A 15,930-nucleotide genomic window follows, 5' to 3' on the forward strand; every position below is an offset into this window, starting at 1 on the left:
GAGTCTCAGCGTCCCCCGGCATACGCTCCGGGGGACGTTGTCGTCTCTCACGAACCGTGACCAGATCACCGTCCATGAACCGTCCGATCAAGCCGGACACGAAGAAAGTGCCGCGCTCCGAATCGTTCGGCGAGTCGGGCCCGTCCCTCGCACGATCCGGTAGCGCGGCTCTGAGAACCGGTTCGATGCTGCCGGGCCGTTTCGGCTCCGTCCAACGATGGGGCGGCTGTCGGCTCACTCCAGGACGGCGAGGTGGTCGGCGGCGCCCCCGCGCCACTCGATCAGGAAGAGGGTCGCGTCATCACTGGTGCTCCCGCCCCGTTCCTCCTTCAAGGTATGGGAGAGCGCGCGCACCACCGCACGCACTCCCTCCTCGGTCTGCTCGATGCGGTTGACCCAGTGGATGAGTTGTTCCTCGCCGAACTCCTCTTCGCCGGCTTCGTGTTCCTCGATCAGGCCGTCGGTGAAACACAGCACCCGGTCGCCGCGCTGGAGCATCTGCTCGCTCACCTGGGGCTCCTCACCCCCGAAGCCGACCGGGAAGGTGGTCGGGCTTTCCAACTGCCGAAGCACCTGGTGGTTGCGGATCAGCAGAGGGGTGGGATGTCCCGCGTTGACCCACTGCAGGTGGCCCGTTGCGACGTTCAGGCGCATCATCTGCGCGGTGACGAAGTGCTCGGGCCCGAACTGCTCGTCGATGGCCCGGTCCATGAAGGCGTAGATCTCGGACAGGCCGATGCCGGCACGTCTGGAGTGCCGGTAGGCGCCGATGGCGACGGTGGCCATCGTGGCGGCGTTCAGGCCGTGGCCCATCGCATCGAGCACGGCCACGTGCAGGATGTCGTCGTTGAGCGCGTAGTCGAAGCTGTCGCCGGCGACGTTGTAGGCGGGTTCCAGGATTCCGGCCACCGCGACCTGGGGGACGGACATCGCCAGCGGCGGTAGCAGAGACCACTGGATCTCCGCGGCCACGCTCATGGGTTCGCGGCGCCGGGTGAGGAAGAACTGGTCGGTGTAGCTGTGCTTGGTGACCAGTATGTCGGCGATCAGGCCGGCGAGCCGGCGCAGCAGGCGCCGGTCGTCGTCATCGATGGTCTTCAGGGTGAGGGCCAGGACTCCCACCTGGTCGCTGCCGTCCAGCAACGGCAGATACACCCGTAGGCCGTCGGCCTGCGGTACCTCGACTGGGGTCGCGTTCAGGAATGCCGTGCCGGCATGGGAGTCACCGATCGGCTCGGGCTCGCCGGCGGCCAGCCCTCTGCCCGGCAGCGGCACCAGTAGTAGCTGTGCGTAGTCCTGCAGGAGGATCGAGATGTCACGGCCTCCGACCCGGGCCACCTCTTCCGCGATCAGCGGGGCGATCAGCTGCGGCGGCATCTCGTGTGCCCGGTCCAGCAGCACGCCAAGCAGCCGCTCACCGAAACCCTCCGACCGGTCCACCGCGTCCGTGCCGGGCTGCCGAACACCCTCTGCCATAGCCGTGCCCTCTCACGTCACCAGCCTGCTTTCGGCTTCGCCTGTCGAGCCGGCTGTCTCCGACGAGTGGGTCGCAGGGCAGCCGTGTGATTCTTTTCGGTGGCCGGCCGGCCGCCGCACGTGCCGCGACTCGCTCGTTCTCCGCCGTCGCGCCGACCGTGCGCAACGGCCCCGGCGTATACACACCGGGGCCGCCCTTCCGGGTCGGTTGCACGTGAGAGTGCACCGGCCCAATCATCATGCTATGCCTGTGCCGCCTTTCCGGCAGAAGAGATCCTTCGGGCAATTTGCACTCCGTGGTCGGACGGGCTCAGCGCCGTATCAGCCGCGTTCCACCTCTTCGGCCTCTGAGCCGGATTCCCTGCTGCGCCAGCGTGACCATTGCGGGTGCGCACTCGGGCCCTGGGCCCGCGCCGCGCAGGTGAGCCCGGACGTGGGCACACGGAGTACGGTGAAACCGGCAGCCGCGCCGACGTCCTCCCAGGCGATCAGCTAGCGCATGCCGAACACAGACGGGTGGGCACACCATGTCCGACACCGACACCCCGCGTGAAGCGAAGCTTCTGCCGGACGCGATCCACAAGATCGTGAAGCCTGGAACCGCCCTGCTGCGGCTGGAGACGACGCATGCCCGTCAGGGAATTCTCGACGGTGCGTGGTGGCCGCGTTCCCGCGACATCGGTGCCGAGCTGCCGAGCCTCATCATCGCGCTGACCGAGCACCTCGGACCCGTCACGCGCGTCGGCCTGGACTCCAGTGCCTGGAAAAGCCTACCGACGCGGCTGATCATCGACGACCGCGTCGTGCACATCGACTCCTTTCCGGTCGGGGACGACACCGTCCTCATCACCCGAGGCGATCGAGACCACTTCTCCCTGCTGGTGATCCCACCGGATACGACTCCCGACGCGGCACGCGCAGCGATGGCCCGGGCCGTCAGCGCCGACAACGCCACGGCCGAGCAGATCCTCATCGACACAGGCACCGGCCGGACACGCCCGATCGCCCGGTAGGTGGAATCCGGATGGCGACGAGGGCGTAGCCGTCAGGCACCGGGATGCCCTGGATGGCTTCGGGTCCACTCCTCCTGGGTGAGCGGCCCGGGAGAGTACCGTGGGAGGCAGCCGAGGACACTCCGTACACCGGTATCAGCGCCAGTGTCGCCCTGGGTCACGATGGGTCCCTCGTGGACCGGACGGGCGGCTCCGCATGATGCCGATCCCCCTCCCTATTCCTTCCGCTCCCGGGCCATGGCCCGATGCCCCGCTGCTGCCGCGCCTGGTGCTGGAACCGACCATGTCGAGGGAGGGCGTCTTCGACGGCGCCTGGTGGCCCCGCTCCCACCACGTACTCGCCGAGCTGCCGGACCTGATCACCGCGCTCGGCGCTCACCTCGGGCGCATCATCCGGATCGGCCTGGACACCTCGGCCTGGGACGGTGTGCCACGGTCCGTGGTGGTGAACGGCGTGATGGTCAGGGTCAATTGGTTCGCCGGCAGCGATGCGACGATCAGCGTCACCCGGGGTTTCCAGGACCACTTCCTGTTGCTGGTTGTTCCGCCCGGCACCGCACCGGACACAGCCGCCTCGGCGATGACCGGAGCCTCAGCGACCGGAAACCACACCCCGGCAGCCGAGCTCCTGCTCGGCTGACCCACAGCCGCGTCGCGCCCCGCTCGATTCATGGCTGAAGCGGTCCTCGATGAAGATCTCCCAGGACATCCGCCGGGAGCACGGCGGGACGGCGGACGAGATCGAGGCCGGTATGGCCGAGAAGTCCAAGCAGTTCGCGGAGTCCGGGAACAGGGTGTACCTGCCGCTGGCCGACTGACCCGCCTATGGCGCGGCCGGAATGGCCCCCGCAGCACTCCGCCCGCTATTCCGGCTGGTGCTCCGGGGGCCCGAAGTCGGGACTGGAGAAGTCCGGGCTGGTGAACGCGGGGCGGGACGAGGTCGACGAACCCTCGTTGGGGCTGGTGAAGTCGGGGCCGCTGTAGCCCACCTTCGGGATGCGGTTCAGCGGGCCCGGCGCGCTGGATGAGGGGCCGGGGCCGGGGTCGGCCAACGCCGAGCGGAGGAACGGGATGACGCCCCGTTCCAGGAGTGCGTGGCGCCAGGCTTCGCGGGCGCGGGCGACTTCCGCCACTTCCTCCGGCATCGCTCCGCTCGTCTCGTCGGCGGGCAGCTCCGTCGCGCTGTTGCGCAGTGCGGTGATCAGCAGCCCGACCACCGCCGCGAGCAGGCTGACCGCGGTGAGCGCCCCGAAGAACCAGCCCGCCGCCAGCAGGGTCTGTGCGAAGGAGGGTTCGGGCTTGAGCGCCTTCAGCACATAGCCCACGAAGAGGAGGATCACCGCGGCGGTACCCGCCAGCACGGGGGCCAGCACGGTGAGCACCGCGCCGAGGCCCGCGCCTGAGCCGGGGGCTGACAGGTCGGCGGACGCCTGGTCCTCCGGGGCCCCACGGGCGGCTGAGGACGCGGTGGGTGAGCGTAGTTCTTCGCGGACCTTGACGAAGTGGTCGTACTCGGCCGCAGCCGCGCTGGTGATCAGCGCCGTGGCGTTGAGCGCCATGGTGCGCAGCTGTTCGGCGTTGAGCCGGTCTCCGACCGCGGAAAGATCCGGGCGGTCGTGTGCCTGGCGCAGCACTTCGTCGAGGATGCGCTCGTATGCGGCGCGATCCTCGGACAGCAGGTGCGGAGCGCTTTTCATCTGCATCCCCCGATGCTCCGTAGGGCCGGATCGCCCGCTTGGGTGGGCGGTTGGGCGGAAACGGAGGAGAGCCTGCTACGGATAAGCCGATGGTAGAGCGGTCACGGCACGGGGTGACAGGGGGTTTCCGGAAATGGCATGTACCGTCTCGGCTCGGTCAGGGCCTCAGTCGGCGAGCGGAAGCTCGACGACCAGCAGTTTTCCGGCCATGGTCACCCCGCCGTCCATCGCGATGGCCAGTCCGTCCGCATACACATGGGGGCCGTCGACGACCGGGTCCGAGCTCTCTTCGCCGTCGGCGGCGTCCTCGGTCCCGACCTGCCCGAGCAGATACGGGATGGGGCTGTGGCCGTGGACGACGCGACTGCCGCCGTATGCGCCGAGCAATTCGCGCACGGCGTCCGCGCCGTCCTCGTCACGGAAGGAGAAGCGCTTGGTGAACTTGCGGAACAGGTCCCAGCACTCGTCCGCGTCGTTCCGGTTGAGGATCTCGTGGACGGTGTCGTTGACGTCCTCGATGGTGGTGCCGTAGTCGAGGTAGGCGGTCGTGTCGGAGTGCAGCAGCAGGTGCCCGTCCTCCTCCACCACGGCGTCCAGCCGGGACATCCACTGGAGGTGGACGTCCTGGAGCCGGTCCATGTCGCTCTTCTGGCCCCCGTTGAGGAGCCAGGCCGCTTGGAAGGTGGCGGTTCCGGCACCGGAGTTGACGGGGGTGTCGGAGAAGCGCTTGGCGCCGATCAGCAGGAGTTCGTGGTTGCCCATCAGGGCCTTGCAGTAACCGCCCGCCGCCGCGGCCTCCGCGGAGAGCCGCATGACGAGGTCGATGACGCCGATCCCGTCGGGGCCGCGGTCGGTGAAGTCGCCGAGGAACCACAGCCTGGTGTTGCCCGCGGCCCAGTTGCCGTCGGCGTCGATCAGGCCCTTCTCGGTGAGGGCGGCGACGAGTTCGTCGAGGTAGCCGTGTACGTCGCCGACGACGAAGAGGGGGCCGGGCCCGTCGGTGACCTGCTGTGGTGTCTCGACGGGGGTGAGCTCCACCTGCACGGTGTCACCGCGGCGGCCGATGATCGGCAGATCCCGCTCGGTCGGGGTGTAGCCGTCCGGCAGTTCCTCGTCGGGATGCGCGTCGCCCGGGTGGACGGCTGGGGGAGCGCCGGGAGCGGCGGTACGGGGGTCGTCAGCGGGCGCGGGCGCGCTCATGGCGTCCGCAGGCACCGTCTGCCGGGCCGGGGCCTGCTCCTGATGCACGGGCACGGGCACCGGATCCGTCACCGGCATCTGCTCGGGCAGCGCGGTCGGCGCCGGCGGGGTCTGCGGGTCCTGAGACTGCACCGGGACCTGCGCGTACGGGGGCACCCGGAAGTCGCGCACCGTATCCGTCCGCACCACGGGTCCCTGACCGGCCCCCTGAGTCATCGACCCCTCCACCACCGTCGCGCCGCCGTACACCGTCGGACCGTCCTGGTCGGGGAGCTCCGCGGTGTCGTGCGCCCATCATAGGAATGCGGCCCGTGTTGTGTGATGCACCAGGGGTGCTGAATCCGGGTACACCCCGGGTTCGCTGACTGGTTCACCCCGATTTGGGAGCTCTCAGTCCTGTGCGGGTGAGCGTGGCGGGCTCACCGTGGTCCGGGGGGAGCGCCGCTGCGACGAGGTGCGGACGATCAGCTCTGTCGGTATCACCTGCTCGATCGGCCCCCCGCCGCCGACACCCTCGATGGCGTCGATGAGCAGTTGGACGACGGCGGTGCCGATGCGCCGCGGCTTGAGCGAGAGGGTGGTGATGGGCGGTTCGGTGCTGGCGTACACCGCCGACTCGCTGCAGCAGACCAGCAGCAGGTCGTCGGGAACGCGCAGTCCGTAGCGCCGGGCGGCGGCCAGCAGGTCGGTGCCGTTGGGGTCGAAGAGTCCGTACACCGCGTCGGGGCGGTCGGGGCGGGCGAGCAGCCGGTCGGCGGCGACGGCGCCCGCACAGGGGTCGTGTGCCGGGTAGGCCTCGTAGACCGGTTCCTGGCCGACCCGCTCGCACCAGCCGAGGTAGGCGGTGGTGGACAGCCGGGTGTAGGTGTCCGTGCTGGTGCCGGTGAGCAGGCCGATCCGGCGCGCCCCGGCCGCCGCGAGGTGGTCCAGCAGATCGAGTACGGCCGCTTCGTGGTCGTTGTCGACCCAGGCGGTGACGGGCAGGGTGCCCGCCGGGCGGCCGTCGGAGACCACGGGCAGGCCCTGGCGGACCAGCTCGGTGACCACGGGGTCGTGGTCGGAGGGGTCGATCACCACGGTGCCGTCGAGGGCGACGTTGGACCAGACGTCATGGCGCGAGGTCGCCGGGAGGATGACCAGGGCGTAGCCACGGGCCAGCGCCGCGGAGGTCGCGGCCCGCGCCATCTCGGCGAAGTACGCGAACTCGGTGAAGGTGAAAGGTTCATCCCCGTAGGTGGTCACGGTCAGGCCGATGAGGCCCGACTTGCCGGTACGAAGGGTCCGAGCGGCGGCCGACGGGCGATAGCCCAACCGGTCGGCGACCTCGCGGACGTGGCGGCGGGTGGCGTCCGGGAGTCTGCCCTTGCCGTTGAGCGCGTCGGAGACCGTCGTGATGGAGACACCCGCCGCGGCGGCCACGTCCCGGATGCCCGCCCGACCTTGCCGGCGGCCCCGGCGCGCTGTCTCTGTCCGGCTCACCTGGTGCTTCCCTGCTGCTGTCATGGCGAGCCGATAGTAGGGCGATGACGAGCGGTTGGTCCGGTCGCATATGCACCTGTTGACAGGCACGTTTCTGCATGGCACTCATGGGTCAATGGCCTTGGAAATAAAGGCAGTTGGGGGCTGTCGCGGTGGTCTTGTGGCTGTCGATGGGGATAGGCCTGTCGATGGCGCGATGTTGCGAAGAGGTCTCAACTCACTACTACGGGTGATGCGCGCCACGGAGTGAGCCACCGGCGCGCGGTCTTGGAAAAGCGCCCCCTCTGCTCCTCGTGGGGCTCCCCCTGTTCCAGGGGAACGGCATTCCCCCATTCGCAGGGGCCGGGAATCCTCATATGGTGAGCAGTATTGGTGAGTGATTGTGTGTACGACGGTCGAGGAGGACCTGCGGTGAGCGAGACAAGCCCCAAGCTGCGCGCCGAGCTGGACGGCATCCCCACCTACAAGCCGGGAAAGCCCGCAGCGGCAGGTGCTGACGGGCCTACCGCCTTCAAGCTGTCCTCCAACGAGAACCCGTATCCGCCCCTGCCCGGGGTGATGGAGTCGGCGGTCGCCGCGGCGGCGGACTTCAACCGCTACCCGGACATGGCCTGCACCGGTCTGATGAACGAGCTCTCGGACCGCTTCGGGGTCCCGCTGTCGCACCTGGCGACCGGCACCGGCTCGGTCGGGGTCGCCCAGCAGCTGATCCAGGCCACCTCGGGCCCTGGTGACGAGGTCATCTACGCGTGGCGCTCCTTCGAGGCGTACCCGATCATCACGCGGGTCAGCGGTGCCACGCCGGTCCAGGTGCCGCTCACCCCGGGTGATGTGCACGATCTGGACGCCATGGCGGAGGCGGTGACCGACCGGACGCGGCTGATCTTCGTCTGCAACCCGAACAACCCCACCGGCACGGTGGTGCACCGTGAGGAGCTGGAGCGGTTCCTGGACCGGGTGCCGTCCGATGTGCTGGTGGTGCTGGACGAGGCGTACCGCGAGTTCATCCGGGACACGGAGGTGCCCGACGGGCTGGAGCTCTACCGGAACCGGCCCAACGTCGCCGTGCTGCGCACCTTCTCCAAGGCCTACGGACTGGCGGGTCTGCGGGTCGGATTCGCCGTCGCGCACGAGCCGGTCGCGGCGGCCCTGCGCAAGACGGCGGTGCCCTTCGGGGTGAGCCAGCTCGCGCAGGACGCCGCGGTCGCGTCGCTGCAGGCCGAGGACGAGCTGCTGGGGCGGGTCGGCTCGCTGGTCACCGAGCGCAGCCGCGTGTACGAGGGCCTGGTGAAGCAGGGCTGGACCGTGCCGGCGACCCAGGCGAACTTCGTCTGGCTGCGGCTCGGCGAGCGCACGGTCGACTTCGCGGCGGCGTGCGAGCGGGCCGGTGTCATCGTGCGGCCGTTCCCGGGGGAGGGCGTGCGCGTCACCATCGGCGAGTGCGAGGCGAACGATGTGTTCCTGCACACGGCGGAGGCCTTCCGCAAGGAGATGTAGCCAGGTGGAGCCCCGCGGCTGAAACGCGGGAAGCCCTGGTGAGCCCCCGTGAGCGCCTGCTCGCGGGGGCTCACTCCATGTCGCTCACAGGGGTGGGCCCCCGCCCACCAGTGCGGTTTTGGGATGGGGCATAATGCTTGTGAATGTGAACGCGTTCACAAGCTCGCCCGCAAGGAGGACGATGTGGACTCAGCCCTGGCTCTGGCGCCGGAGACTCTGGCGCGCTGGCAGTTCGGCATCACCACCGTCTATCACTTCCTCTTCGTCCCTCTGACGATCTCCCTGGCCGCCCTGACGGCAGGCCTCCAGACCGCCTGGGTGCGGACGGAGAAGGAGAAGTACCTCAAGGCGACCAAGTTCTGGGGCAAGCTCTTCCTGATCAACATCGCCATGGGTGTGGTCACCGGCATCGTGCAGGAGTTCCAGTTCGGCATGAACTGGTCCGACTACTCGCGCTTCGTCGGCGATGTGTTCGGCGCCCCCCTCGCCTTCGAGGCGCTGATCGCCTTCTTCTTCGAGTCGACCTTCATCGGTCTGTGGATCTTCGGATGGGACAAGCTCCCCAAGAAGATCCATCTCGCCTGCATATGGATGGTCTCGATCGGCACCGTCCTCTCGGCGTACTTCATCCTGGCGGCCAACTCCTGGATGCAGCACCCCGTCGGCTACCGGATCAACAAGGAGAACGGGAGAGCGGAGCTCACCGACTTCTGGCTGGTGCTCACGCAGAACACCGCACTCTCCCAGGCCTTCCACACCCTCGCCGCGGCCTTTCTGACCGGCGGCGCGTTCATGGTCGGCATCGCCGCCTTCCATCTGAGGCGCAGGAAGCACATTCCGGTGATGAAGACCTCGCTGCGGCTGGGGCTGATCACCGTCGTCATCGCGGGGCTGCTCACCGCGCTCAGCGGCGACTTTCTCGGCAAGGTCATGTTCAAGCAGCAGCCGATGAAGATGGCCGCGGCGGAAGCGCTGTGGGACGGGGAGCAGCCGGCGCCCTTCTCCGTGTTTGCGTACGGCGATGTGGACAAGGGCCACAACAAGGTCGCGATCGAGATCCCCGGCCTGCTGTCCTTCCTGGCCAACGACGACTTCACCTCGTACGTACCGGGGATCAACGACACCAACAAGGCCGAGCAGGAGAAGTACGGACCCGGCGACTACCGGCCCAACATCCCCGTCACCTACTGGGGATTCCGCTGGATGATCGGCTTCGGCATGGCCTCGCTCACCCTCGGCCTCGCCGGACTCTGGCTGACCCGCAAGAAGTTCCTGCTCCCGGCCGCGCTGAGGGTGGGTGACGACGAGGTGCCGCATCTGGTGCTCTTCAGGAAGCCGCTCGGCGCGAAGCTCAGCGGGCTCTACTGGCTCGCGGCGGTCTGGACCCTCGGCTTCCCGCTGATCGCCAACTCCTGGGGATGGATCTTCACGGAGATGGGCCGCCAGCCCTGGGTGGTGTACGGCGTGCTGCGCACCAGTGACGCGGTCTCTCCCGGTGTCTCCCAGGCCGAGGTGCTCACCTCGATGATCGTCTTCACGGCGCTGTACGCGGTGCTGGCCGTGATCGAGGTCAGGCTGCTGGTGAAGTACGTCAAGGCAGGGCCTCCCGAGCTCACCGAGGCGGACCTCAATCCCCCCACCAAGATCGGCGGCCATGACCGCGACCCCGACCGGCCGATGGCCTTCTCGTACTGAGCCCGCGACTGAGACTGGAACTGGGAGCTGAGGTATGGAACTCCACGACGTCTGGTTCGTCGTCATCGCCGTGCTGTGGACCGGCTACTTCTTCCTCGAGGGCTTTGACTTCGGGGTCGGCATCCTGACGAAGCTGCTCGCCCGGGACCGGGCCGAGAAGCGTGTCCTCATCAACACGATCGGACCCGTCTGGGACGGAAACGAGGTGTGGCTGCTGGCGGCCGGCGGCGCCACGTTCGCCGCTTTCCCCGACTGGTACGCCACACTCTTCTCGGGCTTCTATCTGCCGCTGCTGGTCATCCTGGTGTCCCTGATCGTGCGGGGTGTCGCCTTCGAGTACCGGGTGAAGCGACCCGAGGAGCGCTGGCAGCGCAACTGGGAGCACGCCATCTTCTGGACCTCGCTGGTGCCTGCCGTGCTGTGGGGCGTGGCCTTCGGCAACATCGTGCGCGGAGTGAAGATCGACGCGGAGATGGAGTACGTCGGCACCCTCGGCGATCTGCTGAACCCGTATGCGCTGCTCGGCGGTCTGGTCACGCTGTCCCTGTTCACCTTCCACGGAGCGGTGTTCGCCGCGCTCAAGACCGTGGGGGACATCCGGGGGCGGGCGCGGGGTCTTGCGCGCAAGCTCGGGGTGGTCACGGCGGTCCTGGCCCTCGGGTTCCTGAGCTGGACGCAGGCGGAGAAGGGCGACGGCGCCAGCCTGGTCGCGATGATCGTGGCCGTGCTCGCGTTGCTCGGGGCGGTCGGGGCGATCCGGATGGGCCGTGAGGGATGGTCGTTCGCGCTGTCGGGCGTCACCATCATGGCCGCGGTGGCGATGCTGTTCCTGACGCTCTTCCCGAACGTGATGCCGTCATCGCTCAACGAGGCATGGAGCCTGACGGTGACCAATGCCTCGTCGAGCCCCTACACCCTGAAGATCATGACGTGGTGTGCGGCGATCGCCACCCCGCTGGTGATGCTCTACCAGGGCTGGACGTACTGGGTGTTCCGGAAGCGGATCGGCACGCAGCACATCGCAGATCCGCACTGACGTGCACTGGTCCGCACCGGCTCAGCTCACCACAAGCGAGGGATGTTTCACGTGAAACCCGTCGACCCGCGTCTGCTCCGGTACGCACACGCCACCCGCCGCTTCATGGTGGCGGTGGTGGTGCTCGGCGCGATCGGAGCGGCGCTGGTCGTGGCCCAGGCGATGCTCATCGCCGAAGTGGTCGTCGGGGCGTTCCAGAAGGAGCTGGCCGTCTCCGGGCTGGGGACGCAGCTGGCCCTGCTGGCCGCAGTCGCGGTCGGGCGGGCGCTGGTGAGCTGGCTGACGGAACTGGCGGCGCACCGGGCGAGTGCGGCGGTCAAGAGCGAACTGCGGATGCGGCTGCTCGAGCGGGCGGCAGGGCTGGGCCCGGGCTGGCTGAGCCGGCAGCGCACGGGCTCGCTTGTCGCCCTCGCCACGCGCGGAGTCGACGCCCTCGATGACTACTTCGCGCGCTATCTGCCGCAACTGGGTCTCGCGGTGGTGGTGCCCGTGGCGGTGCTGGCGCGGATCGTCACCGAGGACTGGGTGTCGGCGGCGATCATCGTGGGGACGCTGCCGCTGATCCCGGTCTTCATGGTGCTGATCGGCTGGGCCACCGAGTCGCGAATGACGCGTCAGTGGGCGCTGCTGTCCCGGCTGTCCGGGCACTTCCTGGATGTGGTTGCGGGGCTGCCGACGCTGAAGGTGTTCGGGCGGGCGAAGGCGCAGGCCGAGTCGATCCGGACGATCACGGGCGAGTACCGGCGGGCGACGCTGCGAACGCTGCGTATCGCGTTCCTGTCGTCGTTCGCGCTGGAGCTGCTGTCGACGCTGTCGGTGGCGCTGGTGGCCGTGGGTATCGGTATGCGGCTCGTCCACGGCGACCTCGACCTCTACACCGGTCTGGTGGTGCTGATCCTCGCGCCCGAGGCGTATCTGCCCATCCGGCAGGTCGGCGCCCAGTACCACGCGGTGGCGGAGGGGCTGTCGGCGGCGGAGGAGATCTTCGACGTGCTGGAAGTCCCCGCCCTTGTGAATGGCACGGGTGCGGTACCGGGCCCGGGCGGGATCCGGCTGGAGCTGGACTCGGTGACCGTGCGGTACGAGGGCCGCCCGGCACCCGCGCTGGAGAGTGCCTCGCTGACCGTACGGGACGGTGAGACCGTCGCCCTGGTCGGCCCGAGTGGGGCAGGCAAGTCGACCCTGCTGGATGTGGTGCTGGGGTTCGTCCGCCCGGACGAGGGCGCGGTACGGATCAGTGCCGCTGATGCCGCGGCGGTGGACCTGGCCGAAGTCGACCTCGACGCATGGCGGGAGCGCATCGCCTGGGTGCCACAGCGGCCGTATCTCTTCGCCGGAACCATCGCGGAGAACGTACGGCTCTCCCGGCCGGACGCGACCGACGCGGAGGTCGCCACAGCGCTGCGGGACGCCGGGGCCGAGGACTTCGTGGCCCAGCGGCCGGGCGGTGTGGAGAGCGTGCTCGGTGAGGACGGGGCGGGCTTGTCGGCGGGGCAGCGGCAGCGGCTCGCGCTGGCTCGGGCTTTCCTGGCCGACCGGCCGTTGCTGCTGCTCGACGAACCGACCGCCGCGCTGGACGGTGAGACCGAGGCGGGCGTCGTGGAGGCGGTGAGGCGGCTGGCGCAGGGGCGGACCGTGCTGCTGGTCGTGCACCGTCCCGCCCTGCTGGCGGTGGCCGACCGGGTGGTGGAGCTGCGTCCGGGCCGGCCGACGGGAGGCGTTGGTGCGCGCGTCGGCCAGGGGACGCACGGCCTGGTGGCGGACTCGAAAACTGGCGCCTCGATGCCGTCTGACGGCTCGTCGGGTTCGGGCTCATCGGACTCGGGCGCATCTGGATCACTGGCCGAGGCGGGCCCCGGGCTGTCCGCGGGGACCCCGGGCGGCGTGCTGGGGAGGGTGCGTGCGATGGCCGGAGGGCTGCGCGGGCGGCTCGTACTGGCGCTATTGCTCGGGAGCCTGGCGCTCGGGTCCGCCGTGGGCCTGATGGCGGTGTCCGGATGGCTGATCTCCAGGGCGTCCGAACAGCCGCCGGTGCTCTATCTGATGGTGGCGGTGACGGCGACGCGTGCCTTCGGGATCGGTCGCGCCGTGTTCCGGTACGCCGAGCGGCTGGTGTCCCATGACGCCGTGCTGTCGATGCTCGCCGAGCTGAGGGTCACCGTGTACCGGCGACTCGAGCGCATCAGCCCGGCCGGGCTGCGCGACACCCGGCGTGGTGATGTGCTGTCCCGGCTCGTCGCCGATGTGGACGCGCTCCAGGACTACTGGCTGCGCTGGCTGCTGCCGGTGGGGGCGGCCGTCATCGTGGGCGCCGTATCAACTGGTTTCACGGCCTGGCTGCTGCCCGAGGCCGGTGCCGTACTGGCCGGAGGGCTTCTGGTCGCCGGAGTCGCGGTGCCGGTGGTCAGCGGTGCGTGGGCGCGGCGGGCCGAACACGCCATGGCCCCGGCGCGCGGTGTTCTCGCGACCCGGATCGTGGATCTGCTCCGCGGTACCGCCGAGCTGAGCGTGGCCGGAGCACTCGGCAGCAGGGTGGACGCGGTACGCGAGGCCGATGCCCGGCTTACCCGGATCGCCTCGCGCACCGCGTCAGCGGGAGCACTCGGCGGCGCGCTCTCCGCCCTGGCCAGCGGGCTGACCGTGGTGCTCGCGGCGTATGCGGGCGTGATGGCCGTGCACTCGGGTCGCATCGAGGGCGTGGAGCTCGCCGTGGTCGTGCTGACCCCGCTCGCCGCATTCGAGGCGGTCACCGGTCTGCCGCTCGCCGTGCGGTACCGCCAGCGGGTGACGCGGAGCGCCGAGCGGGTCTTCGAAGTGCTCGATGCACCGGTGCCCGTGCATGAGCCCGAGAACGCGGCGCCTGCGCCCGCCTCCGTCTTCCCGCTGAATGTCCGCGGGCTCGCGGCCCGCCACGCGGGTCAGGAGGGTGACGCCCTCAGCGGTTTCGAGCTGAGCCTCACCGAGGGCAGGCGGGTCGCCGTCGTCGGCACATCCGGCTCGGGCAAGACGACACTCGCCCAGGTGCTGCTGCGCTTCCTCGACGCGAGAGAGGGCAGCTACACCCTTGGCGGGACGGATGCGACCCGACTGGACGGGGACACGATCCGTCGTTTCGTCGGACTCTGCGCGCAGGACGCCCATATCTTCGACAGCTCCATCCGGGAGAACCTCCGACTCGCCCGCACCGACGCGTCCGAGGCCGGACTGCGCACGGCACTCGCCGGGGCGCGGCTCCTGGAGTGGGTGGACGGCCTGCCCGACGGACTGGACACCCTGGTGGGCGAGCACGGTGCCCGGCTCTCGGGCGGTCAGCGGCAGCGCCTCGCCCTCGCCCGTGCGCTGCTCGCCGACTTCCCCGTACTGCTCCTCGACGAACCGGCCGAGCATCTGGACCTGGCGACGGCGGACGCTCTCACGGCCGATCTGCTGGCGGCGACACAGGGGCGCACCACTGTGCTGATCACCCATCGGCTCCGCGGTCTCGAGGCTGTCGACGAGGTCCTGGTGCTGGACGAGGGCAGGACCGTGCAACGCGGGCCGTACGCCGAACTGGCCACGGTGGACGGGCCGCTGCGGCGCATGCTGGAACGCGAGCACGCCGCCGAGCCGGTGGGCGTTCCGCACCGCTGAGCGGCTTGACCCGGCACACCGCTGAATGGGCCGGTTGGTGGTACGACACCGAGGAAATGCCGCACATCAGACAAGTGTGGTGTGACGATCCGTGAATGGGCCACCACCACCACGACCGTTGCCGGATGCTGCTCGTGGCGCTGGCCTGCCTGGTGCTCCTCCTTCCCGCGCCGCCGGCCGCCGCCAGCGACGGCCCCACCGTCAGCGCCCAGGTGGCGCGGCTGTATGAGGAAGCGTCAGAGGCCGCCGCGTCGTACGAGCAGGGCAGGCGCGCCGCGGATGCCGAGCGGGCTCACACCGAGGAGCTCGAGGAGCGGTTGTGGCAGGCGCGCCGTGAACTCGGGCGGCTCCACGGCCGGATCGGGGCGGTCGCCCGCGCCCAGTACCGAAGCGGCGGATCCCTCGCCGTCGCGGCGAAACTGCTGCTCGCCGACGACCCCGACGAGATGGTCCGCGGATGGCAGTTGGCCTGGCGGATGCAGCTGACCGTGAACCGGCTGCTGGACGATGCCAAGCAGGCCGAGCACCGCAGCGCCGAAGCCGAGCAGAAGGCGCAGGAAGCGCTGCTCGAACTCGAGGCGCAGGCCGCGCGGCTGGCCGAGATCAAGAAGGGGATCGAGACCAAACTCCAGGCGGCGCAGTGGATGCTCCAGGACAAGGCCAACCGCAGCGCCGCCGCCGGCCAGTGCGCGGGAGCGGTGCGCCTGGACCAACCGGAGCCGCCGGATGGCCCCCAGTGGGTGGCGCCGGTGCAGAACTACACGCTCTCGGCCGGTTTCGACAAGGCGGGCGAACGCTGGGCGAAGCGCCACACCGGCCAGGACTTCGCCGTCGGTATCGGCACGCCGGTGCGGGCCGTCGGCGACGGCCGGGTGGTCTCGGTGTCCTGCGGCGGGGGCTTCGGGATCGAGGTCGTCATCCAGCACGAGGACGGCTGGTACACGCAGTACGCGCATCTCGCCGCGGTCACCGTCGACCAGGGGGAGTGGGTGCGCGCCGGGCAGTGGATCGCCCAGTCGGGGACCACCGGGAACTCGACCGGGCCGCATCTGCACTTCGAGACGCGGGTGACGCCTTATCTGGGTTCGGGGATCGACCCGGTGGGCTGGCTGGCGGACCGCGGCGTGTTCGTCTGAGTGAGGCCCTGTCCGGGCGATCCCGTCGGGCCCGCGACGCCGGCCGCGGACCGTGCCGGTACGGCCTCATG

At 69.7% G+C, this 15,930-nt stretch carries 12 protein-coding genes; 8 read left to right on the forward strand and 4 right to left on the reverse strand.

All coding sequences use genetic code 11. The annotated features are described in order from the left end of the window. Positions 1-234: 234 nt before the first annotated feature. On the reverse strand, positions 235-1,476 hold the full coding sequence (locus ACFV6V_RS04095) for a PP2C family protein-serine/threonine phosphatase (RefSeq protein ID WP_385558740.1): 1,242 nt from the start codon (positions 1,474-1,476) through the stop codon (positions 235-237). A 527-nt stretch (positions 1,477-2,003) separates the two neighbouring features. On the opposite strand from ACFV6V_RS04095, the gene ACFV6V_RS04100 reads away from it, so the two are divergent. The 3 genes from ACFV6V_RS04100 (at position 2,004) to ACFV6V_RS04110 (ending at position 3,307) form a co-directional block, all read left to right on the forward strand. Beyond that, a complete protein-coding gene (locus tag ACFV6V_RS04100) occupies positions 2,004-2,489 on the forward strand; it encodes a DUF5994 family protein (protein WP_385558743.1) in 486 nt (161 codons plus the stop codon). Positions 2,490-2,688: 199 nt separating this feature from the next. After that, positions 2,689-3,129 carry a DUF5994 family protein gene (locus tag ACFV6V_RS04105; RefSeq protein WP_385558891.1) on the forward strand — a complete coding sequence of 147 codons (441 nt, stop codon included), beginning with the start codon at positions 2,689-2,691 and terminating at the stop codon, positions 3,127-3,129. Between the two features lie 49 nt (positions 3,130-3,178). After that, positions 3,179-3,307, forward strand: coding sequence for a hypothetical protein (locus tag ACFV6V_RS04110; RefSeq protein WP_385558746.1), 129 nt, complete (start codon positions 3,179-3,181; stop codon positions 3,305-3,307). A gap of 45 nt (positions 3,308-3,352) precedes the next feature. On the opposite strand, the gene ACFV6V_RS04115 is transcribed toward ACFV6V_RS04110, so the two are convergent. From ACFV6V_RS04115 to ACFV6V_RS04125, 3 genes are all read right to left on the reverse strand, one after another. After that, positions 3,353-4,192 (reverse strand): hypothetical protein, encoded by an 840-nt coding sequence (locus ACFV6V_RS04115; RefSeq protein ID WP_385558749.1) that lies wholly within the window; start codon positions 4,190-4,192, stop codon positions 3,353-3,355. A gap of 159 nt (positions 4,193-4,351) precedes the next feature. Then, positions 4,352-5,602, reverse strand: coding sequence for a metallophosphoesterase (locus ACFV6V_RS04120; RefSeq protein WP_385558751.1), 1,251 nt, complete (start codon positions 5,600-5,602; stop codon positions 4,352-4,354). A 174-nt stretch (positions 5,603-5,776) separates the two neighbouring features. Continuing rightward, positions 5,777-6,889 carry a LacI family DNA-binding transcriptional regulator gene (locus ACFV6V_RS04125; protein WP_385558754.1) on the reverse strand — a complete coding sequence of 371 codons (1,113 nt, stop codon included), beginning with the start codon at positions 6,887-6,889 and terminating at the stop codon, positions 5,777-5,779. Between the two features lie 387 nt (positions 6,890-7,276). Here ACFV6V_RS04125 and hisC point away from each other — a divergent pair, with 387 nt between their 5' ends. From hisC to ACFV6V_RS04150, 5 genes are all read left to right on the forward strand, one after another. Next, positions 7,277-8,362: a histidinol-phosphate transaminase gene (hisC, locus tag ACFV6V_RS04130; protein WP_385558757.1), complete on the forward strand. Its 1,086-nt coding sequence runs from the start codon at positions 7,277-7,279 to the stop codon at positions 8,360-8,362. A gap of 123 nt (positions 8,363-8,485) precedes the next feature. After that, complete coding sequence (locus ACFV6V_RS04135; protein WP_385558760.1) at positions 8,486-10,057, forward strand: cytochrome ubiquinol oxidase subunit I; 1,572 nt, start codon at positions 8,486-8,488, stop codon at positions 10,055-10,057. A 34-nt stretch (positions 10,058-10,091) separates the two neighbouring features. Continuing rightward, a complete protein-coding gene (cydB, locus tag ACFV6V_RS04140) occupies positions 10,092-11,093 on the forward strand; it encodes a cytochrome d ubiquinol oxidase subunit II (RefSeq protein ID WP_385558763.1) in 1,002 nt (333 codons plus the stop codon). Between the two features lie 42 nt (positions 11,094-11,135). After that, positions 11,136-14,723 (forward strand): thiol reductant ABC exporter subunit CydD, encoded by a 3,588-nt coding sequence (gene cydD, locus ACFV6V_RS04145; protein WP_385558766.1) that lies wholly within the window; start codon positions 11,136-11,138, stop codon positions 14,721-14,723. A gap of 95 nt (positions 14,724-14,818) precedes the next feature. After that, positions 14,819-15,859, forward strand: a complete 1,041-nt coding sequence (locus ACFV6V_RS04150) for a peptidoglycan DD-metalloendopeptidase family protein (RefSeq protein ID WP_385558769.1) — start codon at positions 14,819-14,821, stop codon at positions 15,857-15,859. Positions 15,860-15,930 lie beyond the last annotated feature (71 nt).

It is taken from the genome of Streptomyces sp. NPDC059828, assembly GCF_042731955.1.
GTDB lineage: Bacteria > Actinomycetota > Actinomycetes > Streptomycetales > Streptomycetaceae > Streptomyces.